The sequence below is a fragment of the Dechloromonas sp. CZR5 genome (genome assembly GCF_008711155.1).
Lineage (GTDB): Bacteria > Pseudomonadota > Gammaproteobacteria > Burkholderiales > Rhodocyclaceae > Azonexus.
Genome location: NZ_VUYQ01000004.1, coordinates 24557 through 42799 on the forward strand (window position 1 = coordinate 24557; position 18243 = coordinate 42799).

General features: G+C 62.7%; 22 protein-coding genes. 12 read left to right on the forward strand and 10 right to left on the reverse strand.

What is annotated here, in order from left to right; translation table 11 throughout:
• Positions 1 to 15 precede the first annotated feature (15 nt).
• Both F1002_RS12180 and F1002_RS12185 read right to left on the reverse strand, forming a co-directional pair.
• Positions 16 to 204 (reverse strand): zinc-finger domain-containing protein, encoded by a 189-nt coding sequence (locus tag F1002_RS12180; protein ID WP_150429322.1) that lies wholly within the window; start codon positions 202 to 204, stop codon positions 16 to 18.
• Between the two features lie 15 nt (positions 205 to 219).
• Positions 220 to 1140: a branched-chain amino acid transaminase gene (locus tag F1002_RS12185; RefSeq protein ID WP_150429323.1), complete on the reverse strand. Its 921-nt coding sequence runs from the start codon at positions 1138 to 1140 to the stop codon at positions 220 to 222.
• An 89-nt stretch (positions 1141 to 1229) separates the two neighbouring features.
• On the opposite strand from F1002_RS12185, the gene F1002_RS12190 reads away from it, so the two are divergent.
• The 3 genes from F1002_RS12190 to mnmA are packed head-to-tail and all read left to right on the forward strand — an operon-like array spanning position 1230 to position 3326.
• Positions 1230 to 1679: an NUDIX hydrolase gene (locus F1002_RS12190; protein ID WP_150429324.1), complete on the forward strand. Its 450-nt coding sequence runs from the start codon at positions 1230 to 1232 to the stop codon at positions 1677 to 1679.
• Positions 1679 to 2236 (forward strand): hypothetical protein, encoded by a 558-nt coding sequence (locus F1002_RS12195; RefSeq protein ID WP_150429325.1) that lies wholly within the window; start codon positions 1679 to 1681, stop codon positions 2234 to 2236. The genes F1002_RS12190 and F1002_RS12195 overlap by 1 nt, the downstream gene beginning before the upstream one ends.
• Positions 2229 to 3326: a tRNA 2-thiouridine(34) synthase MnmA gene (mnmA, locus tag F1002_RS12200; RefSeq protein ID WP_150429326.1), complete on the forward strand. Its 1098-nt coding sequence runs from the start codon at positions 2229 to 2231 to the stop codon at positions 3324 to 3326. Before F1002_RS12195 ends, mnmA begins: the two co-directional genes overlap by 8 nt.
• A gap of 23 nt (positions 3327 to 3349) precedes the next feature.
• On the opposite strand, the gene F1002_RS12205 is transcribed toward mnmA, so the two are convergent.
• Complete coding sequence (locus F1002_RS12205; RefSeq protein ID WP_150429327.1) at positions 3350 to 3937, reverse strand: HD-GYP domain-containing protein; 588 nt, start codon at positions 3935 to 3937, stop codon at positions 3350 to 3352.
• A gap of 124 nt (positions 3938 to 4061) precedes the next feature.
• On the reverse strand, positions 4062 to 4670 hold the full coding sequence (locus tag F1002_RS12210) for a glutathione S-transferase (protein WP_150429328.1): 609 nt from the start codon (positions 4668 to 4670) through the stop codon (positions 4062 to 4064).
• Positions 4671 to 4764: 94 nt separating this feature from the next.
• On the opposite strand from F1002_RS12210, the gene purB reads away from it, so the two are divergent.
• The 5 genes from purB to F1002_RS12235 all read left to right on the forward strand — a co-directional run bounded on the left by purB (position 4765) and on the right by F1002_RS12235 (position 8096).
• Complete coding sequence (gene purB / locus F1002_RS12215; RefSeq protein WP_150429329.1) at positions 4765 to 6132, forward strand: adenylosuccinate lyase; 1368 nt, start codon at positions 4765 to 4767, stop codon at positions 6130 to 6132.
• Positions 6133 to 6135: 3 nt separating this feature from the next.
• Positions 6136 to 6411 carry a zinc ribbon domain-containing protein gene (locus tag F1002_RS12220; RefSeq protein ID WP_150429330.1) on the forward strand — a complete coding sequence of 92 codons (276 nt, stop codon included), beginning with the start codon at positions 6136 to 6138 and terminating at the stop codon, positions 6409 to 6411.
• Positions 6412 to 6729 (forward strand): DUF2322 family protein, encoded by a 318-nt coding sequence (locus tag F1002_RS12225; protein ID WP_150429331.1) that lies wholly within the window; start codon positions 6412 to 6414, stop codon positions 6727 to 6729. It abuts the gene before it with no gap.
• Between the two features lie 145 nt (positions 6730 to 6874).
• On the forward strand, positions 6875 to 7333 hold the full coding sequence (locus F1002_RS12230) for a cytochrome c (RefSeq protein WP_150429332.1): 459 nt from the start codon (positions 6875 to 6877) through the stop codon (positions 7331 to 7333).
• A 73-nt stretch (positions 7334 to 7406) separates the two neighbouring features.
• Complete coding sequence (locus F1002_RS12235; protein ID WP_150429333.1) at positions 7407 to 8096, forward strand: cytochrome b/b6 domain-containing protein; 690 nt, start codon at positions 7407 to 7409, stop codon at positions 8094 to 8096.
• A gap of 12 nt (positions 8097 to 8108) precedes the next feature.
• Here the strand turns inward: F1002_RS12235 and F1002_RS12240 are convergent, their stop codons facing one another.
• The 6 genes from F1002_RS12240 to tgt all read right to left on the reverse strand — a co-directional run bounded on the left by F1002_RS12240 (position 8109) and on the right by tgt (position 14859).
• On the reverse strand, positions 8109 to 9812 hold the full coding sequence (locus F1002_RS12240; protein WP_150429334.1) for an ATP-binding protein: 1704 nt from the start codon (positions 9810 to 9812) through the stop codon (positions 8109 to 8111).
• A gap of 1 nt (position 9813) precedes the next feature.
• Positions 9814 to 10359 (reverse strand): heme NO-binding domain-containing protein, encoded by a 546-nt coding sequence (locus tag F1002_RS12245; protein WP_150429335.1) that lies wholly within the window; start codon positions 10357 to 10359, stop codon positions 9814 to 9816.
• Positions 10360 to 10498: 139 nt separating this feature from the next.
• Positions 10499 to 11443 carry a protein translocase subunit SecF gene (gene secF / locus F1002_RS12250; protein ID WP_150429336.1) on the reverse strand — a complete coding sequence of 315 codons (945 nt, stop codon included), beginning with the start codon at positions 11441 to 11443 and terminating at the stop codon, positions 10499 to 10501.
• A 12-nt stretch (positions 11444 to 11455) separates the two neighbouring features.
• On the reverse strand, positions 11456 to 13330 hold the full coding sequence (secD, locus tag F1002_RS12255) for a protein translocase subunit SecD (protein ID WP_150429337.1): 1875 nt from the start codon (positions 13328 to 13330) through the stop codon (positions 11456 to 11458).
• Positions 13331 to 13379: 49 nt separating this feature from the next.
• Complete coding sequence (gene yajC / locus F1002_RS12260) at positions 13380 to 13706, reverse strand: preprotein translocase subunit YajC (protein WP_150429338.1); 327 nt, start codon at positions 13704 to 13706, stop codon at positions 13380 to 13382.
• 43 nt (positions 13707 to 13749) lie between these two features.
• Complete coding sequence (gene tgt, locus F1002_RS12265; protein WP_150429339.1) at positions 13750 to 14859, reverse strand: tRNA guanosine(34) transglycosylase Tgt; 1110 nt, start codon at positions 14857 to 14859, stop codon at positions 13750 to 13752.
• A 77-nt stretch (positions 14860 to 14936) separates the two neighbouring features.
• On the opposite strand from tgt, the gene F1002_RS12270 reads away from it, so the two are divergent.
• The 4 genes from F1002_RS12270 to F1002_RS12285 all read left to right on the forward strand — a co-directional run bounded on the left by F1002_RS12270 (position 14937) and on the right by F1002_RS12285 (position 18241).
• Complete coding sequence (locus F1002_RS12270; protein ID WP_150429340.1) at positions 14937 to 15317, forward strand: hypothetical protein; 381 nt, start codon at positions 14937 to 14939, stop codon at positions 15315 to 15317.
• Positions 15318 to 15418: 101 nt separating this feature from the next.
• Positions 15419 to 16621, forward strand: coding sequence for a TolC family protein (locus tag F1002_RS12275; protein WP_150429341.1), 1203 nt, complete (start codon positions 15419 to 15421; stop codon positions 16619 to 16621).
• 10 nt (positions 16622 to 16631) lie between these two features.
• Entirely contained in the window at positions 16632 to 17129 is a 498-nt protein-coding gene (locus F1002_RS12280; protein WP_150429342.1) for a hypothetical protein, read from the forward strand.
• Complete coding sequence (locus F1002_RS12285; RefSeq protein ID WP_223879581.1) at positions 17129 to 18241, forward strand: efflux RND transporter periplasmic adaptor subunit; 1113 nt, start codon at positions 17129 to 17131, stop codon at positions 18239 to 18241. Before F1002_RS12280 ends, F1002_RS12285 begins: the two co-directional genes overlap by 1 nt.
• Positions 18242 to 18243: the final 2 nt, after the last annotated feature.

An 18243-nucleotide genomic window follows, 5' to 3' on the forward strand; every position in this document is an offset into this window, starting at 1 on the left:
CCCGCCGTCCGTGTCTTAGTGATGACCCTTGGGGGCTTCGCCCGTGAAGACGTATTTGGCAGAACAGTACGGGCAGGTCACTTCGCCGGTCTTCAGCACGTCGAGGAAGACGCGCGGATGCTGGCTCCACAACGGCGCATTCGGCGTCGGGCAGTGCAGCGGCAGATCGTGGGCAGTGATTTCGATGGTCTTCTTGTCGGACATTGTTATCTCCCGGGATTAGACGACGGCCAGCCAGTCGGCGTGTGCAGCGGAGCGGCCATAGACCACGTCGAAATACTTTTCCTGCAGCGCCTTGGTGATCGGGCCGCGGTGACCGACGCCGATCTGGCGGTTATCGAGCTCGCGGATCGGCGTGACTTCGGCGGCCGTGCCGGTGAAGAAGGCTTCGTCGGCGCAATAGACTTCGTCGCGGGTGATGCGCTTTTCGATGACTTCGATACCCAGTTCGCCGGCCAGTTGCATGACGGTGGCGCGGGTGATGCCTTCCAGGCAGGCGGTCAGGTCCGGCGTGTACAGCTTGCCGTTCTTGACGATGAACAGGTTCTCGCCGGCGCCTTCGCAGGCGTAGCCTTCCGGATCGAGGAGCAGGGCTTCGTCGTAGCCGTCGGTAGTTGCCTCGTTGTTGGCGAGGATGGAGTTCATGTAGTTGCCCGAGGCCTTGGCGCGCACCATGGTGATATTCACGTGGTGGCGGGTGTAGGACGAGGTCTTGATGCGGATGCCGCGTTGCAGACCTTCCTCGCCGAGGTAGGCGCCCCACGGCCAAGCGGCGATGATGACGTGCACCTTGGCGCCCTTGGGCGAAACGCCCATCTTTTCCGAACCGTAGAAGGCCAGCGGACGCAGGTAGCCGGATTCCAGCTTGTTGGCGCGGATCACTTCCTTCTGCGCTTCGTTCAGCTCTTCGGCCGAATACGGCATGGCCATCTGGAAAATGTGAGCGGAACGGAACAGGCGCTCGGTGTGCTCCTTGAGACGGAAAATCGCGGTGCCGCGTTCGGTCTTGTAGGCACGGACGCCCTCGAATACGCCCATGCCGTAGTGCAGGGAATGGGTGAGGACGTGGGTGGTCGCTTCGCGCCAAGGCACGAGCTTGCCATCCTGCCAAATGAAACCGTCGCGATCCGACATGGACATGGTGATTCTCCGTGTTGCCGTGTGTAAAAGCCCATAATTCTAGCCGAATTCAGACGGTAAAATAATGGTTTTGCCGTTTGAGTCTTGCCATGGTCTGGAAGCCCCACGTTACCGTTGCCGCCGTCGTTTATCGCGACGGCAAGTTCCTGTTGGTCGAGGAGGAAACCGAGGCCGGGCTGGCTTTCAACCAGCCGGCGGGGCATCTGGAGGAAGACGAGGCGCTGGTCGATGCCGTGGTGCGCGAGGCGCTGGAAGAGACTGCCTACCATTTCAAGCCGACGCATCTGGTCGGTGTCTATCACTGGAAGCATCCGACCAAGGAGGACACGACTTACCTGCGTTTCGCCTTTGCCGGGGAGTTGCGCGGTTTCGAAGCGGATCGGAAGCTGGACGACGGCATCGTCGCCGCTCGCTGGTTGACGCTGGACGAGGTCAGGGCGACGCAGGCGCGGCATCGCAGTCCGCTGATCCTGCGCTGCTGCGAGGATTTGCTGGCCGGCAAACGCTATCCGCTCGATCTGCTGGTGCACTACTGCTGATGCTGCGCTGGTTGTACCTGCTGTTGGCCTGTTGGTCGGGGGCGGTTTTTGCCGATGAGGTGGTGCGCATCTGTCACGGTTATGGTTGCGACCATGAGGTTCGCGTTCGTTTTACCGAAGGGCAGTTGGGGCAGATACGGCGCATGATGTATGCGGCGACCGATGCCGCTACGGAGCGTGGGGTGCTGGCCGTGGCCATCGGCCGCCTTTATGGCTGGGGGGGCGAACAGTCGGACATCTACAACGATCACGGTGGGAACTATGCTGATGACGACCTGCCGGGCAAGATGGACTGTATCGATCATTCGACATCGACTACCCGTTTGCTGCGTCTGCTCGCTCAGCGCGGTTACCTGCGCTGGCATCTTGTTCAGGAGCCGCAAAGCCGCAATTTCGCCGGCATCGTGCCGATCCATTGGTCGGCCGTGATTGAAGAAAAAAGTCAGGAGGGCGAACCGCGACGATTCGTCGTCGACAGCTGGTTCGTCGATAATGGTCAGCCGGCGGTGATCCTGCCGCTGGATGAATGGAAGAAAGGGGCTGGTCCCGATGTCTAAGAAAACGGTGGTTGTCGGCTTGTCCGGCGGCGTGGATTCCTCGGTTGCTGCGCTGTTGCTGAAGCAGCAGGGGTGGAATGTGATCGGCCTGTTCATGAAGAACTGGGAAGACGACGACACCGAGGAATACTGCTCGTCGCGGCAGGACCTCGTCGACGTGATGAGCGTGGCCGACCGGATCGGCATTGACGTCGAAGTGGTCAACTTTGCCGCCGAATACCGCGAGCGCGTGTTTGCCGAATTCCTGCGCGAATACCAGGCGGGGCGGACGCCGAATCCGGACATCCTGTGCAACTCGGAAATCAAGTTCAAGGCTTTCCTCGATCATGCGTTGAAGCTGGGGGCAGAGAAGATCGCCACCGGCCACTACGCCGGGGTACGCGAGTTCAATGGCGAATTCCAGCTGCTCAAGGCCGAGGACGGCACCAAGGATCAGAGCTACTTCCTCTATCGTCTGAACCAGGCACAACTGTCGAAAACTTTGTTCCCACTCGCCGATATCTACAAGCGTGACGTGCGCAAGATAGCCGAGGCGGAAGGTCTGCATGTCGCCGCCAAGAAGGACTCGACCGGCATCTGTTTCATTGGCGAACGGCCGTTCAAGGATTTCCTGTCGCGCTACCTGCCGCCGAAGAAGGGCGAGATTCGCCGTCTTGACGACGGCAAGGTACTCGGCGAGCACGATGGTTTGATGTACCACACGCTGGGACAGCGCAAGGGCCTGCAGATCGGTGGTGTGAAGGAGAAGGGGGCGCCGGGCGGCGGCGATCACGATGCCTGGTTCGTCGCTGGCAAGGACATGGACAGGAACGTGCTCTACGTCGTGCAAGGGCACGATCATCCCGCCTTGCTCAAGGATGAACTGCTGGCCGAGCAATTGAGCTGGGTCTCCGGCAAGGCGCCGCATACGCACTGGGTTTACACGGCCAAGCCGCGTTATCGGACGGCCGATCAGCCGTGCGAAGTCGAGCGCGTCGACAGTGAAACCTGCGAAATACGGTTTGCTGAGCCGCAGTGGGCGCTCACGCCCGGGCAGTCGGTGGTGCTTTACGAGAGCCGTGTCTGCTTGGGTGGCGGCATCATCCGCTAAGCGTTTGGGTTGCTGCGGTGTCGTCAGCTATTTTCGATGACGGCACCGAAGGCATGAACCAGATCCGGGTCGTGCTTGCTGCCTGACTCGCTGTTCAGTATGTCCATGACTGCCCGGTGGTCGCGCGCATCATGGTAAGGGCGGCGGGCGATCATCGCGTCGTAGCTATCCACTACCGAAATGATGCGGGCATCGAGCGGAATGGCGCTCCCCTTTAGTCCGTCCGGGTATCCCGATCCGTCAAAATGCTCGTGGTGGTGTCTGACCGTGCGTGCCACGCTGCTGACGCGGCCGCCGTTGATGGCGAGAACGATTTGTTCGCCGATCACTACGTGTTGCTTCATGCATTCCCATTCATGAGCCTCAAAGGGTTCGGGTTTGCGCAGGACGGTGTCGGGGATGCCGATTTTTCCCAGGTCGTGGAAGCGCGCCCCCAGCGACAGGTGTTCCAGTTCCTTGCTGGTCAGGCCCAGATGCTTGCCCAGCGCTTCCGACAGCTGGACGACGCGGTCGCAGTGGACCCGTGTGTAGTGGTCGCGCGCCCCCAACGCTACCGTAAGCGCTTGGGCGATCGCATCGATCGGTATTGCCGTTTCGGGTGGAGAAATCATGTGTGACCTCCTTTGGGAGTTCCCGGCAAGAGGGAGACTGGCCAAAAGGATTTTGGTTCAGTAGGTATAAAAGATAAGGGCGCCTTTGGCGCCCCGTGTTGACCGTGTGGTTCGCTTTTTTCGCTTATTCGTGCGGCAGTGTGTCGGCAAAGGCCGGGCGCTGCATCAGCTTGTCATACAGTTTGGACAGGTTCGGATGGTCGGCCTGCCAGGCGATTTCCGGGAAGCGGAAGTTCAGGTAACCGAGTGCGGTACCCAGCGCCAGGTCAGCCATCGAAATATGCGTTCCCATGCAGAAGCTCTTGTCGTCCAGCTCCTCGGACATGAAGGCCAGTGCGCGCTTTACCTTGGCGAGCTGGCGTTCGATCCAGTCGGCGCTTTGCTCGTTGGCCGGGCGCTTGCCTTCGAGCAAGGCGGCGACGGCAGCGTCGCACAGGCCATCGGCCAGTGCTTCCCAGCGCTTGACTTCGATGCGTTCGCGATTCGGGGCGGGGAACAGCTTGTTGTTCGGCGTGACGTTGTCGATGTACTCGACGATGACGCGTGAATCAAAGAGGGCCGTGTCGTCATCCAGTACCAGCACGGGAATCTTGCCCAGCGGGTTGTAGTCCGCCACCTTGTTGCCAGGTGTCCACGGCGACTCGACCACGAAATCGTATTCAATCTTCTTTTCGGCCAGCACGATACGCACTTTGCGCGTGTAGGGGCTGGTATGGGAGCCGATCAGCTTCATCGTGCGCTCTCTGATTTGGGGAGTTCGATTATAGCGTATGGGCAGCGCATGGCGGGGAAGGTAAAATTACCGGCTTACTGAAAAGGATGTGCATATGACCTTCGATCCCTTGACTGCCCTTTCCCCGCTCGATGGCCGCTACGCCGGCAAAGTTGACGCCCTGCGCGAGCATTTTTCCGAGTTCGGCCTGATCCGTGCCCGCCTCAAGGTGGAGATCGAATGGCTGAAGGCGCTGTCCGCCGAGCCGCATTTCGCCGAAATCGCCGCCTTCTCGCCGGCCACCGTTGCCGAGCTGGATGCGCTGGTCGCCAACTTCGGGCCGGCGCAGGCCGCCGAGGTCAAAGCCATTGAAGCCACCACCAACCACGACGTCAAGGCGCTGGAATACTGGATCAAGGACAAGACCAAGGCGAATGCCGAAGTCGTCAAGGTTAGCGAGTTCATCCACTTCGCCTGCACCTCGGAAGACATCAATAACCTGTCGCACGCCCTGATGTGCCAGGGCGCCCGCGCCCAGGCCATGCTGCCGACGCTGGACAAGGTCATTGCCAAGCTGGTCGAACTGGCCCACGCCTATGCCGACATCCCGATGATGAGCCGCACGCACGGCCAGCCGGCGACGCCGTCGACGATGGGCAAGGAAATGGCCAATACCGCCTACCGCCTGCAACGCGCTCGCGCCCGCATAGCCGCCGTCGAGCTGCTCGGCAAGATCAACGGCGCCGTCGGTAACTACAACGCCCACCTCGCCGCCTACCCGGGCTACGACTGGGAAGGCTTCGCCAAGCGCTTCGTCGAGTCGCTCGGCCTGACCTTCAATCCCTACACCATCCAGATCGAGCCGCACGATGCGCTGGCCGAACTGTTCGACGCCTTTGCCCGCGCCAACAGTATTCTGGTCGACCTCGACCGCGACGTCTGGGGCTATATCTCCCTCGGCTTCTTCAAGCAGAAGGTCAAAGCCGGCGAAATCGGTTCCTCGACCATGCCGCACAAGGTCAATCCGATCGACTTCGAGAACTCCGAAGGCAACCTCGGCCTAGCCAACGCCGTGTTGAAGCACCTCGCTGAAAAGCTGCCGATCTCCCGCTGGCAGCGCGACCTGACCGACTCCACCGTGCTCCGCAACATGGGTGTCGGCCTGGGCTACACGCTGCTCGGTTACGATTCGCTGCTCAAGGGCCTAGGCAAACTGGAAATCAATGCCGACCTGATGAAGGCCGACCTCGATGCCAACTGGGAGCTGCTGGCCGAGCCGATCCAGACCGTGATGCGTCGCTACGCTGTGCCGAACGCCTACGAAAAGCTCAAGGAACTGACCCGCGGCACCCGCGTCTCGCGCGACGGCATGCAGGCTTTCGTGTCCACGCTGGCCATCCCGGAAGCCGCCAAGGCCGAGCTGCTCAAGCTGACGCCGTGGGACTACACCGGCAAGGCCGCCGAACTGGCCAAGCGTATCTAAGCCATGCAGTGCAGCAAGTGCGGCCAGGACGTGCCGGCGGACGCCATCTACTGTCCGCACTGCACCGGCGACCGGAAAACCACGGATCGCGAAGTGATCCGTGGCGGCATCCGGGGCGCGGCGATCGGGCTGTTCCTCGGCATGTTGCCGGCGGTCTGGCTGCTCTTCCAATTCGGCGCCGAGCGCGGCATCAAGGCCATCGCCTTCACCGTGCCGATAGCCACCTTCACCACCGGGCTGATCATCGGCCTGGTCAAAGCCAAACGGGACTGGAAATAAATGTCTTTTGCCGAAAACTTGAAGAAATTGCCGGGCATTTCGCATCTGGCCGCCATCAACCTGCTCGACGCCGACGGCCAGCTGGTCGCCAGCATCGAGAACAAGGCTGGCAGCCAGGGTTCCCTGGCGGTCTATAACCATCTGGCGCAGACCTATGGGTCGATCAATGCCGAGGCGGCCAGGAAGGGCCTGGAAATCTTCGCCGAACATACCGAGGACGAGCGCGCCAATCCGGGCAAGCACCCGAACATCGCTCGCCTGCTGGCCATCGAATCCGGTGCTCCGGCGCTGCGCGTGAAGCACGTATTCGCGGTTTAGGTGTGCGCTCGGTGACTTGAGTCACGGAAGCTTGCGTTGAGGCTGATAAAGTAACGCGCCTGGGCAGCGTCAAATGAATGGTGGAATATTTTGTGCCCTGCCTGCGTATACCCAGTGTGTCCCACCCAACAACGGAGAAGAGTTCATGAAATCCAAGCTTTTGCTGTCCCTGCTGGCTATCACCATGGCCGGAGCTGCTGTCGCTCAGGTCAAGCCGGAAGATGCGATCAAGTTCCGTCAGTCCGGCTATGGCTTCATGGCCTGGAACATGCAGCGCATCAAGATGAACGTCGAAGGCGGCAACTTCAACAAGGAAGAGGTCGTCAAGGCGGCCAACGCCATCCAGGCCATCGCCAATTCCGGCATGGGGGCGCTGTATCTGCCGGGCACCGACAAGGGCACCGGCTGGGAGCCGACTCGCGCGAAGGCCAATATCTGGACGGACAAGGAAAAGCTGGGCAAGGTGGCGATGGAATTCAACAAGGAAGCCAATGAAATGGCCAAGGTTGCGGCAACTGGCGATGCGGCTGCGGTCGGTGTCCAGTTGGGCAAGCTCGGCGGTACCTGCAAGGGATGCCACGACGATTTCAAGGCCAAGAAATAAGGTCGGGCGCTTCGATTGGAGCAGGCAGGCGTCCCTTGGGGCGCCTGTTTCATTTAACGAGGAAGGGCAGGGTATGAACAGCAAGCGGATTTTCCTGTGGGATCTACCGACGCGCCTGTTTCACTGGCTTCTGGGGGCATCGGTGGTCGCTGCCGTCGTGACCGGGCAAATAGGTGGCAATCTGATCGAGTGGCATGGAAAGATTGGCATCCTGATCGCTGGCCTGCTGGTTTTTCGCCTGGTCTGGGGTGTCCTCGGCTCGACCTACGCCCGCTTTGCCCATTTCTTTCCGACGCCCGCCAAGATCAAGGCCTACCTGAGCGGCCAATGGCGTGGCGAGGGACATAACCCGCTCGGTGCGCTGTCGGTATTCGGCCTGATCGCTTTGCTGCTGGTTCAGGTGGGCAGCGGGCTGTTGGCCAATGACGACATCGCGTTTACCGGGCCGCTCGCCGATCTGGTCAGCCGCGAGGTCAGCAACCGGCTGACAGGCGTGCATCACCTGCTGTCAAATGTCCTGATCGGCCTCGTTGTCCTGCACGTCGCCGCCATTGCGTTCTACGCCCATGTCAAGAAGCAGAACCTGGTCAAGCCTATGGTTACCGGATGGAAAGACGATGCCGACGGCGAGTCCGCGCGCGGCGGCGGCTTCCTGGCGCTGCTTGTTGCGCTGGCGATTGCCTTGGCGGCGATCTACGGCGCCAGCGGCGCGTGGTTGCCGGAGGTGCCGCCGCCGGCGGTCGGCGAGGTGCCGACCTGGTAGTTGGGGGCGGCTTCAGTCGCGCCGATTGGCGTCGTATTGCAACCAGTGCAGCACGGCTTCGTAGAGCTTCGCGGGGCTGATCGGCTTGGGCAGGTGGCTGTTCATGCCGGCCTCAAGGCAATCCTTGCGGTCTTCATCGAAGGCGTTGGCGGTCGTCGCCAGGATCGGTGTTGCGGTATTCAGCGATTGGCCGCGGATACATCGTGTGGCTTCGGTGCCGCTCATGCGCGGCATCTGCATGTCCATCAGGATCAGGGCGTAGGCATTTTGGCGCGATAGCTCAAGCGCTTCCTGGCCGTCACTGGCGACATCGACGACAAGGCCCGCGTGCTCAAGCAACTCGCGGGCAATTTCCTGGCTGACCGGTTCGTCGTCGGCAATCAGTATGCGTGTTCCCCCGAATTGCACGCGGATCGTTTCTTCGGTCGCCGGGCCAGAAGCGCTCGCGGGCAGGGGGAGCGAGGATTGATGTGGGTCGCTGAATCGGACGGTGAACCAGAATGTGCTTCCGCGTCCGGGCTGACTCCTGACACCGATGCTGCCTTCCATCAATTCGACCAGGCGCTTGCAGATCGCCAGGCCCAGACCGGTCCCTCCGTGGCGGCGGCTTGTCGAACTGTCTGCCTGTTCGAAGGCCAGAAATAGGCGTTCCTGATCTTCCGGCTGAATGCCGATGCCGGTGTCCTCCACCTCGAAGCGTACGATCACCTCATCGCCCTCGGCGCTCACGATGTCGGCCCGCACGGTGGCATGACCATGCGGTGTGAATTTCATCGCGTTGCCGAGTAGATTGATCAGGATCTGGCCCAGGCGCAGCGGGTCACCCGTTAGCACCCGGTCGAGAAGCTCCTCCGCAATGGCGATCCGGACCTCAATCCCGCGATGGCCGTCGGCTCGCAGAAGCAGGGCGTTCTGGACGTTGTTGATGACGCCCGAGAGCGTGAATGGGGCCGATTCCAGCGACATCCGATTGGCCTCGATCTTGGAAAGATCCAGTATGTCGTTGATCACGGCAAGCAAATGGTTGGACGAAGCGAGGATCTTTCCGATCTGGTCGCGCGTTTTCGGCTCTTCGCTGCGTTTCAGCAGCAGCGATGCCATGCCGATGATGCCGCTGAGCGGGGTGCGCAGTTCATGGCTCATGTTGGCCAGAAAAGTGCTCTTGGCATGGTTGGCCCGTTTGGCTTCCTCGACGGCGCGAATCAGCGCCGCTTCGTCCTGCAGGCGGCGATTGCTGCTTTCCAGTGCCAGCGTTCGCTGGCGCAGCGCCTCGGTCAGGGCATGGGTGTCGGCGAGCGTATTGCGATTCGTCTTGAGCAGCAACAGCAGGTCACCGAGCGGATTGTGGGCCGGGATGGCATGGAGCGGAATCCCCAGGTTCGTCAGTTCGTCCGGATCGGTGACCCAGGGCCAGCCAAGGAAAAACAGTTTGCGCGATGCCTTGCAGGCAAACCATTCGCCCCGGAATACCAGAGCCGGGGACTGCTTCTGGCGAATCGCAGCAGGGCGTCGATGTTCTGTCGAGAGCTGGTCGAAACTGACGAATTCGCCGCTCTTGCCGATGGGTTGGAAGACATCGATCAAGAAATCGCCGGTTTGCAATCCCGGGTAAGCCTTGCGCATGAGCGGTCCGGTTTGCCCGATGCGCAGGCAGTCGTCCAATTCAAGCAGAAAGGGAAATAGCTCGCCGAGAGGCAACGGAGAACCCAGTTCCATGTCAGGCTATGCGGATATCGAAACTGTCATGGTCGGCACCCGCATTTCGGTCACAGGAATGACGGATCGTGACGGTTTTGCCGAAGCGCTCGCCCAGTCCTTCGATCAAGCCCATCACCATGGGGGCCAGCCCCGGACGTTCCGAAAAATAATGCAGTGTCAGCCCGTCTTCGCGGACATCGCTGCAGCTGAAGGAGGGCGGCTTGAGCGCCGGGTACATCAGGCCGACCCTGACATGCAGGTCGTCGAGATTGGTCAGGATTTCCTGCAATGAACTGCCCGCTCCGTCGAGCAGCGAGCCGTATCCTTCCTGCCCGGTAAACAGCACCCAGTGGCGACCGAAGTTCCGTAGCAGGGTGGCCGGCTCGATACACAGCGACTCGCATGCCGCGCCGACGAGGCGATAGGTGATGTCATCGGGGTAGGATTCCATGCGGACGAAGAATTCAAGCTCAACTCCGGCCGTGATCCTGATGGCTGCCCAACTGGCCTCGCCATGGTGGGTGCAAATGAACTCCTGCAATGCCCGATTGACTAGTCCGTACACGACATTCGCCTTGAGTGTCTGATATATGCCGCAATTATGACGGTTGTGGCATGTTTTGTGGAAGTGCCTCGCCTCTGGGGTGGTGGCAAAAAAAGAGGAGCCCGCAGGCCCCTCCCTTCCATCCTGGGTACAGGGATGCTTAGACGACGGCACCTTCCTCGTTGGCGCCTTCGACAACCTTCTTCTGCCGGATGAACTGCTCCCGCGACACGCCCAGCCACATGACCAGCGGGCTGGCGACCAGCACCGACGAGTAGATGCCGAAGCAGATGCCGATGGTCAGCGCCATGGCGAAGTAATGCAGCGTCTCGCCGCCGAAGATCAGCATCGACAGCACCATCAACTGGGTCGAGCCGTGGGTGATGATGGTTCGGCTGATCGTGCTGGTGATGGCGTGGTCGAGGACTTCCGGCGTGCTCAGGCCGCGCACCTTCTTGAAGGTTTCGCGCACCCGGTCGAAGACGACGACCGACTCGTTGACCGAGTAGCCGAGCACGGCCAGTACGGCGGCCAGAACCGACAGCGAGAATTCCCACTGGAAGAAGGCGAAGAAGCCGAGAATGATCACCACGTCGTGCAGGTTGGCGATGATGGCCGACACCGAGAAGCGCCATTCGAAACGGAAGGCGAGATAGATGACGATGCCGATGACGACCAGCAGCAGGGCCATGGCGCCGTTCTCGGCCAGTTCCTTGCCGACCTGCGGGCCGACGAACTCGACGCGTTGCTTGGTGCCGCCCGGGGCATCGGCCTGCAGGGCGGACATCACGGCGTCGCCGATCTGGTTGGTGTTCTGGTCACCCTTGAGCGGCAGGCGGATCATGACATCCTGCGAGGAACCGAAATTCTGCACCGAGAAATCGGAGAAGCCGGCCTTGCCGAGCGCGCCGCGGACCTTTTCAAGGTCGGCCGACTGTTCGTATTTGACCTCGATTAGCGTGCCGCCGGTGAATTCGACCGACAGGTGCAGACCCTTGGTGAACAGGAAGAACACGGCCAGGATGAAGGTGACGAGCGAAATGACATTGAACGTCAGCGCATGGCGCATGAACGGGATGTCTTTCTTGATGCGGAAAAATTCCATGTCCGTGATTCCTTATTTCTGCGCGCCGGCGGCGACGCCGGGCTTCCACACCTGGCCGATGGCGACCTTGGTCAGTTTCTTCTGGCGGCCGTAGATCAGGTTGACCAGCGCGCGCGAGACGACGACCGACGAGAAGATCGAGGTCAGGATGCCCAGGCAGTGCACCACGGCGAAGCCGCGCACCGGGCCGGAGCCGAAAATGAGCAGGGCGAGGCCGGCGATCAGCGTGGTGATGTTGGAATCCAGGATGGTGCCGAAGGCGCGCTCGTAACCTTCCGAGATCGCGGCCTGTGGCGGCATGCCGGCGCGCAGTTCCTCGCGGATACGCTCGTTGATCAACACGTTGGCGTCGATGGCCATGCCCAGCGTCAGCGCGATGGCCGCGATGCCGGGCAGGGTCAGCGTGGCCTGCAGCAGCGACAGGATGGCGACCAGGAACAGCAGGTTGGAGGCCAGGGCCAGCACCGAGACGAGGCCGAACATCTGGTAGTAGAGGATCATGAACACGGCGATGGCGGCGAAACCCCACATCGTCGAATGGAAACCCTTCTGGATGTTTTCGGCGCCGAGCGACGGGCCGATGGTGCGTTCCTCGATGATGTCCATCGGCGCGGCCAGCGAACCGGCACGCAGCAGCAGCGCGGTATCGTTGGCTTCGCTGGTTGTCATGCGGCCGGAAATCTGCACGCGGCCGCCACCGATTTCGGTGCGGATGACCGGGGCGGTGACGACTTCGCCCTTGCCCTTCTCGATGAGCAGGATGGCCATGCGCTTGTTCACGTTCTCGCGGGTGACATCCTTGAAGATGCGGGCGCCGGCGGAATCCAGCGTCAGATGGACGGCCGGTTCCTGCGTCTGGTTGTCGAAGCCGGGCTGGGCGTCGGTCAGGCGGTCGCCGGTGAGGACGACCTGCTTCTTGACCAGCAGCGGCTGGCCGCCGCGCTCGCTATAGACCTCGGTGCCGAACGGCGGATTGCCGGCCAACGCGGCGTCGAGCGCCCCCGGGGTGTCGTCGACCAGGCGGATTTCCAGGGTCGCCGTGCGGCCGAGGATATCCTTGGCCTTGGCGGTATCCTGTACGCCCGGCAGTTGGACGACGATGCGGTCCTGGCCCTGCTGCTGGATCACCGGTTCGGCAACGCCGAGTTCGTTGATCCGGTTGTGCAGGGTGGTGATGTTCTGCTTCAGCGCCGATTCACCGATCTTCTGCTGGGCCTGAACCTTCAGCGTGGCGATCAGTCGCGGCTCGCTGGCGTCGCCGGCTTCGACGACCTGCAGATCAGGCTGGCTCTCGGAAATGGCGAAGCGTGCCTTGTTCTGGGTTTCGGCGTCGCGGAACTTGATGACGATGCGGTCGCCTTCGCGATTGACGCCGCCATGGCGCAGGTTCTTGTCGCGCATCAGGGTGCGCAGGTCGGCCGAGGTCGAGTCGAGGCGCTTGGTCAGCGCGCCTTTCATGTCGACCTGGAGCAGGAAGTGCACGCCGCCACGCAGATCGAGGCCGAGGTACATCGGCAGCGCGTGCAGCGAGGTCAGCCACTGCGGCGAGGCGGCCAGCAGGTTCAGGGCGACGACGTATTGCGGATCGGCGGCATCCGGGTTGAATGCCTTTTCCAGGGCATCCTTGGCCTTCAGCTGGGTGTCGGTATCCTTGAAGCGGGTCTTGACGCCGTTGAAGTCGAGCTGGATGCCATTGTGAGCGATATTGGCGGCCTTCAAGGCTTCCTCGACGCGGTTCTGCGTCTTGTGATCGACCTTGAGCGTCGCCTTGGCGCTTGAAACCTGCACGGCCGGCGATTCGCCGAAGAAATTGGGCAGGGTGTAGATAAAGCCGAGCACCAGCGCGATGGCGACGGTGACGTACTTCCAGAGTGGGTAGCGATTCATGGTGGCTTTGAAGCGAAAAAGGCGGCCAGCGGCCGCCTTTCGGGGTGAATTACAGCGACTTCAGCGTGCCCTTGGGCAAAACCAGGCCGATCGACGGCTTTTGCACGACGACTTCGGTGCCTTCGGCGATTTCGACGGAGACGTAGTTCTCGCCGACCTTGGTCACCTTGCCGACGATGCCGCCCTGGGTGACGACTTCATCGCCCTTGGACAGACCGGCCAGCAGCGCCTTGTGCTCCTTGGCCTTCTTCATCTGCGGACGGATCATCAGGAACCACAGCACGACGAACATCAGGATCATCGGCAGCAACTGCATGAAGCCGCCGGTCGGGTCGGCAGCGGCGCCGGCGGTTTGGGCGTGGGCAATACTGATCATTGTGTAACTCCAGGTTGCTTGAATAACGAAACGGGGGATTCTATCACCGGCCCGAGGATCGGTCGCGGGCAAAGCCGATCGACCATTCGTCGAGCGTGCCGGCCTCGATGGCGGCACGCATCTCGGCCATGATGGTCTGATAGAAGTGCAGGTTATGGATGGTATTCAGCATGCCGCCGAGAATCTCGCCGCAGCGGAACAGGTGGTGCAGGTAGGCCCGGCTGAACTGCGTGCAGGTGGTGCAGGTGCACGACGGGTCGAGCGGGCCGGTGTCGGTCTTGAAACGGGCGTTCTTGATCTTGATGTCGCCGAAACGGGTAAACAGGTGGCCGTTGCGGGCGTTGCGGGTCGGCATCACGCAGTCGAACATGTCGATGCCGCGCTTGACGGCGAAGACCAGGTCTTCCGGCGTGCCGACGCCCATCAGGTAGCGCGGCTTGTGGGCCGGCATTTTCGGCGCGACGTGCTCGAGGATGCGCGCCATGTCTTCCTTCGGTTCGCCGACCGACAGGCCGCCGATGGCCATGCCGTCGAAGCCGATCTGGTCCAGCCCGGCCAGCGACTCGTCGCGCAGGTCTTCGTACATGCCGCCCTGGACGATGCCGAACAGCGCGTTGCTGTTTTCCAGCTTGTTGTGTTCGTCACGCGAACGCTGCGCCCAGCGCATCGACAGGCGCATCGACTTCGCGGCTTCGTCGCGGGTCGCCGGGTAGGGTGTGCATTCGTCGAAGATCATCACGATATCGGAATTCAACACCTTCTGAATCTGCATCGAGATTTCCGGCGACAGGAAGAGCTTGGCGCCGTCGTGCGGCGACGAGAACTTGACGCCTTCCTCGGTGATCTTGCGCAGCGCGCCGAGCGAAAAGACCTGGAAGCCGCCGGAATCGGTCAGGATGGGCTTTCGCCAGTTCATGAAGTCGTGCAGGCCCTTGTGCGCCTGGACGACCTCCAGCCCCGGGCGCAGCCACAGGTGGAAGGTGTTGCCGAGGCAGATCTGGGCGCCGATGTCGTTCAGCGACTGGGGGGTCATGGCCTTGACCGTGCCGTAGGTGCCGACCGGCATGAAGACGGGGGTCTGGACGACGCCGTGGTTCAGCGTCAGCGTGCCGCGCCGGGCGGCGCCATCGGTTTTCAAAAGTTCGAATTGCATGTGTGGGGTTTTTGTAACAGCTGTTTGCTTGTGCGGTGCGAGATTGTATAGTTTGTGCGTTCAATCTTCGAATCTCCATGTTCAAGCGCCTGATTACCCGCCTGTTGTTGCTGGTCATGCTATCGACCGTTTTCTCGCCGAGTTTCGGCTGGGAAATCGTGGATGGCGTGGCGCCGCACGAGCATGGCGTGTCGTCCGCCGGGGGCGAGGAGCATTCCGGACATGACGGGCATGACATGCATGCCGCGGTCGCCGGGCATGACGAGCAGGCGGCCTGCGACGAGCAGGATCACCATTGCTGCCCCGGCCATATTCTTGGTCATCTGCCGGGTGGTCTGGGCGCATCGGGGCTGGCTGTCATGGTGACGGCCGATTCGTTTGCGCTGGATGGCCATGCGGACCGCTTCGCCTCGCGCGTTCCCGAGGGGCTCGAGCGCCCCCCCAGAGCTGCCGCCTGAGTCGCGGCGGCTTGTCCTGACACTTTCCATTTCTGTTTGAGGCCCTGACGGGCCCAGTGCGGCATGCCGCCGGTTGTTCCATTGCAACCGGAGGAAATCCCATGCGAAGCGTTTTTTGCATCGCAATCACCGTGATGTTCAGTCTGGCCTCTCCGGCCCGCGGCGAAACGCCGTTGGCCAAGGCCTTTGCCGATGCCTGGCAGCGTCAGCCGGCTACTGCCGCGCTGGCCGAGCGCCAGCGTGCGGTTGCCGCCCGTCTTGGCGCCGCGTCGGCCTTGACGGCTGCCGCGCCCAGCCTGGAGCTGGGTGTGCGCAGCGATCAATTCAATCGCAACCGAGGCGCCCTTGAAAGCGATCTCGGCCTGGTGCTGCCACTCTGGCTGCCCGGCGAGCGCAGCGGCGCCCGTGCGGCGGCAGAGGCGGAGGACGTGGCGCTGGCCGGGCGGGCGGAGAGTCTGCGCCTGCAACTGGCGCAGCTGGTCCGCGATGCCTGGTGGGGCTGGCAAGCCCAGCAAAACGAGGTCGCGCTTGCCGCCGATCGTCTTGGCGCGGCAAGGCGCCTGCGCGACGACGTTGCCCGGCGTTTCGCCGCCGGCGATTTGTCGCGGGCCGATCTCAACCAGGCAGATGGTGTCCTGTCGCAGGTTCGCGCCCAACAGGCTGAAACCGAGGCCGCCGAAGCGCTCGCCCGCTATCGCCTGGAAAGCCTGACCGGCGCCCCGGCAGCCGCGGCGGACGGGCAGTCGGAGGCATTTCCGGCGCAGGTCGGCGAGGCTCATCCGCTGCTGCGCGAATGGCAGGGGCGGGCCGACCTGGCGCGGCGCAATGCCGATCTGGCGCGGGTGCAGTCGCGCAGCAACCCGGAGCTGGCCGTGGCAACGCGGAGCGACCGGGCAGCCAGCGGAGAGCGCGCCGATCAGACCTGGGCGCTCTCCTTGCGGATTCCTTTCGGGGATGGCCCGCGTCACGATGCCCGGGTCGCCACGGCGAATGCCGAGGCCATCGAAGCCACCGTGGAATTCGAGCGCTTGCGCGAACGACTGGGGCGTGAGGCCGAGGCTTCACGCAGGCAGGTTGCCGCAGCGCGCCAGCAACTGGCGGCGACGGAGGAGCGTGCCCGGCTGGCGCGCGAGAACCGCGGTTACTACGAAAAATCCTTCCGCCTGGGTGAAACCGATCTCCCGGCGCGGTTGCGCATCGAAGCCGAAGCATTTGAGGCGGAGCGCGCGCTCGGGCGCGCCCGTATTGCCCTGGGGCAGGGTATTTCGCAACTGCGCCAGAGTCTCGGCCTGTTGCCGGAGTGAGGAAGAGAAGATGATTTTGATACGAACGATGGGCCTCCTTGCAGCCCTGGTGCTGTCGGCCGCCGCGGTGGCCGGCGAGACGCCGCCTATGTCGGTCGCCGTGGCCGAAAGTGAGCATTTCGAGGCGGTGGGACGGCTCACGCCCGAGGGCATGAGCTGGTATGTCGATTACGCCGATAGCAATGCGCCGGTACTCAACGCCGAACTGGAGCTGGAGGCCGGCGGCCAGTCGGTCAAGGCGCGCTTTCGCCCGGAGCGGGGCGATTACCTGGTGGCCGACGAGAAGTGGCTGCAGCCCCTGCGTCGGCCTGGCGAGTACCCGATGGCGCTGACGCTGATCGCCGGAGAAGACAGCGACCTGCTTAGTGGTGAACTGCGTGTCGAGGCAGCGGATGCGGCTGCGTCGGGGGCGATGCTATCGCAGCCGGCCGGCTGGCTGGCGCTGGTCCTCGGGGTGGGCGGGTTGCTTGCCTGGCTCTGGCGTCGTCGCTCGAAAGGAGGTGCATGATGAAAAAAGGACTCCTCGTGCTGGCTTTCCTGGCTGGCATTCCTCCGGTGGCGATGGCTCACGAAGGCCATGACCATGCCGACGAGAAAAAAATGGCCCGTCCGTTGGGCGACGCACCGCAGCGCCTGCCGGATGGCGCCGTCTTCGTGCCCAAATCGGCGCAGCGCGGCATGGCCGTGCTGACGCGCAAGATGCAGGCGGAAACGCTGCCCAAAACGCTGGAGTTGCCGGGGCGCGTGATCATGGACCCGCATCTCGGCGGGCGCGTGCAGGCCATGATTCCGGGCCGCATCGAGCCGGCCGGCCCGCATGGCTTGCCGGCGGCGGGCAGCCGGGTGAAAAAAGGCGAGATTCTGGGTTGGGTTGTGCCGGCCTCCGGTGCCATCGAGCGGTCTAACCAGGCGGCCTTGCTGGCCGAGCTGAAGGCCGCGCTGGGCCTGGCCGAGCGGCGGCTGGCCCGGCTCAACGAACTGGCCGATACGGTGCCGAGAAAGGACATCGATGGCGCCGAGAGCGAGGTGGCCAGCCTGAAGGGACGCCTGGCCGCGGTAGGCGGCGGCTTGTCCGGGCGCGAGGCGCTGGTGGCACCGGTTGGCGGGGTATTGGCGGCGAGCAACGCGGTGGTCGGGCAGGTCGTCGAGCCAAAGGAGCTGATCTTCGAGGTCATCGATCCGGACAGCCTGCATATCGAGGCGACTGCCTTCGAGGCCGTGCCGCTCGGCGATGTGGCGGCGGCGACGGTGGCCGTCGGTGGCCGCTCGGTGCCGCTGGTTTTTGTCGGCGCACCCCGCCGCCTGCGCGAACAGGCCTTGCCGCTGATTTTCGAGAATCATGCCGCGGGTGCCGGACTGGCTCTCCCGCTCGGACAGCCGGTCAAGGTCCAGGTACAGCTCAAGTCGACCGTATCCGGCTTGCCGCTGCCGGCGACAGCTCTGGCGCGCAATACGGCGAATCAGGTGATCGTCTGGGTGAAAACCGCGCCGGAACGTTTCGTGGCACGGGCGATCCGCAGCGAGCCGCTGGACGGGCTGCGGGTACTGGTCACTGGCGGCCTTGAGCCGGGCGAGCGAGTCGTCGTCCAGGGCGCCAGCCTGATCGCGCAAATCCGCTAGGA

Bases quoted from the DNA above. Each gene is read 5' to 3' on its own strand.
- F1002_RS12180 (WP_150429322.1), bottom strand. From the start codon at position 204: ATGTCCGACAAGAAGACCATCGAAATCACTGCCCACGATCTGCCGCTG.
- F1002_RS12185 (WP_150429323.1), bottom strand. From the start codon at position 1,140: ATGTCCATGTCGGATCGCGACGGTTTCATTTGGCAGGATGGCAAGCTC.
- F1002_RS12190 (WP_150429324.1), top strand. From the start codon at position 1,230: ATGGTCTGGAAGCCCCACGTTACCGTTGCCGCCGTCGTTTATCGCGAC.
- F1002_RS12195 (WP_150429325.1), top strand. From the start codon at position 1,679: ATGCTGCGCTGGTTGTACCTGCTGTTGGCCTGTTGGTCGGGGGCGGTT.
- mnmA (WP_150429326.1), top strand. From the start codon at position 2,229: ATGTCTAAGAAAACGGTGGTTGTCGGCTTGTCCGGCGGCGTGGATTCC.
- F1002_RS12205 (WP_150429327.1), bottom strand. From the start codon at position 3,937: ATGATTTCTCCACCCGAAACGGCAATACCGATCGATGCGATCGCCCAA.
- F1002_RS12210 (WP_150429328.1), bottom strand. From the start codon at position 4,670: ATGAAGCTGATCGGCTCCCATACCAGCCCCTACACGCGCAAAGTGCGT.
- purB (WP_150429329.1), top strand. From the start codon at position 4,765: ATGACCTTCGATCCCTTGACTGCCCTTTCCCCGCTCGATGGCCGCTAC.
- F1002_RS12220 (WP_150429330.1), top strand. From the start codon at position 6,136: ATGCAGTGCAGCAAGTGCGGCCAGGACGTGCCGGCGGACGCCATCTAC.
- F1002_RS12225 (WP_150429331.1), top strand. From the start codon at position 6,412: ATGTCTTTTGCCGAAAACTTGAAGAAATTGCCGGGCATTTCGCATCTG.
- F1002_RS12230 (WP_150429332.1), top strand. From the start codon at position 6,875: ATGAAATCCAAGCTTTTGCTGTCCCTGCTGGCTATCACCATGGCCGGA.
- F1002_RS12235 (WP_150429333.1), top strand. From the start codon at position 7,407: ATGAACAGCAAGCGGATTTTCCTGTGGGATCTACCGACGCGCCTGTTT.
- F1002_RS12240 (WP_150429334.1), bottom strand. From the start codon at position 9,812: ATGGAACTGGGTTCTCCGTTGCCTCTCGGCGAGCTATTTCCCTTTCTG.
- secF (WP_150429336.1), bottom strand. From the start codon at position 11,443: ATGGAATTTTTCCGCATCAAGAAAGACATCCCGTTCATGCGCCATGCG.
- secD (WP_150429337.1), bottom strand. From the start codon at position 13,330: ATGAATCGCTACCCACTCTGGAAGTACGTCACCGTCGCCATCGCGCTG.
- yajC (WP_150429338.1), bottom strand. From the start codon at position 13,706: ATGATCAGTATTGCCCACGCCCAAACCGCCGGCGCCGCTGCCGACCCG.
- tgt (WP_150429339.1), bottom strand. From the start codon at position 14,859: ATGCAATTCGAACTTTTGAAAACCGATGGCGCCGCCCGGCGCGGCACG.
- F1002_RS12270 (WP_150429340.1), top strand. From the start codon at position 14,937: ATGTTCAAGCGCCTGATTACCCGCCTGTTGTTGCTGGTCATGCTATCG.
- F1002_RS12275 (WP_150429341.1), top strand. From the start codon at position 15,419: ATGCGAAGCGTTTTTTGCATCGCAATCACCGTGATGTTCAGTCTGGCC.
- F1002_RS12280 (WP_150429342.1), top strand. From the start codon at position 16,632: ATGATTTTGATACGAACGATGGGCCTCCTTGCAGCCCTGGTGCTGTCG.
- F1002_RS12285 (WP_223879581.1), top strand. From the start codon at position 17,129: ATGAAAAAAGGACTCCTCGTGCTGGCTTTCCTGGCTGGCATTCCTCCG.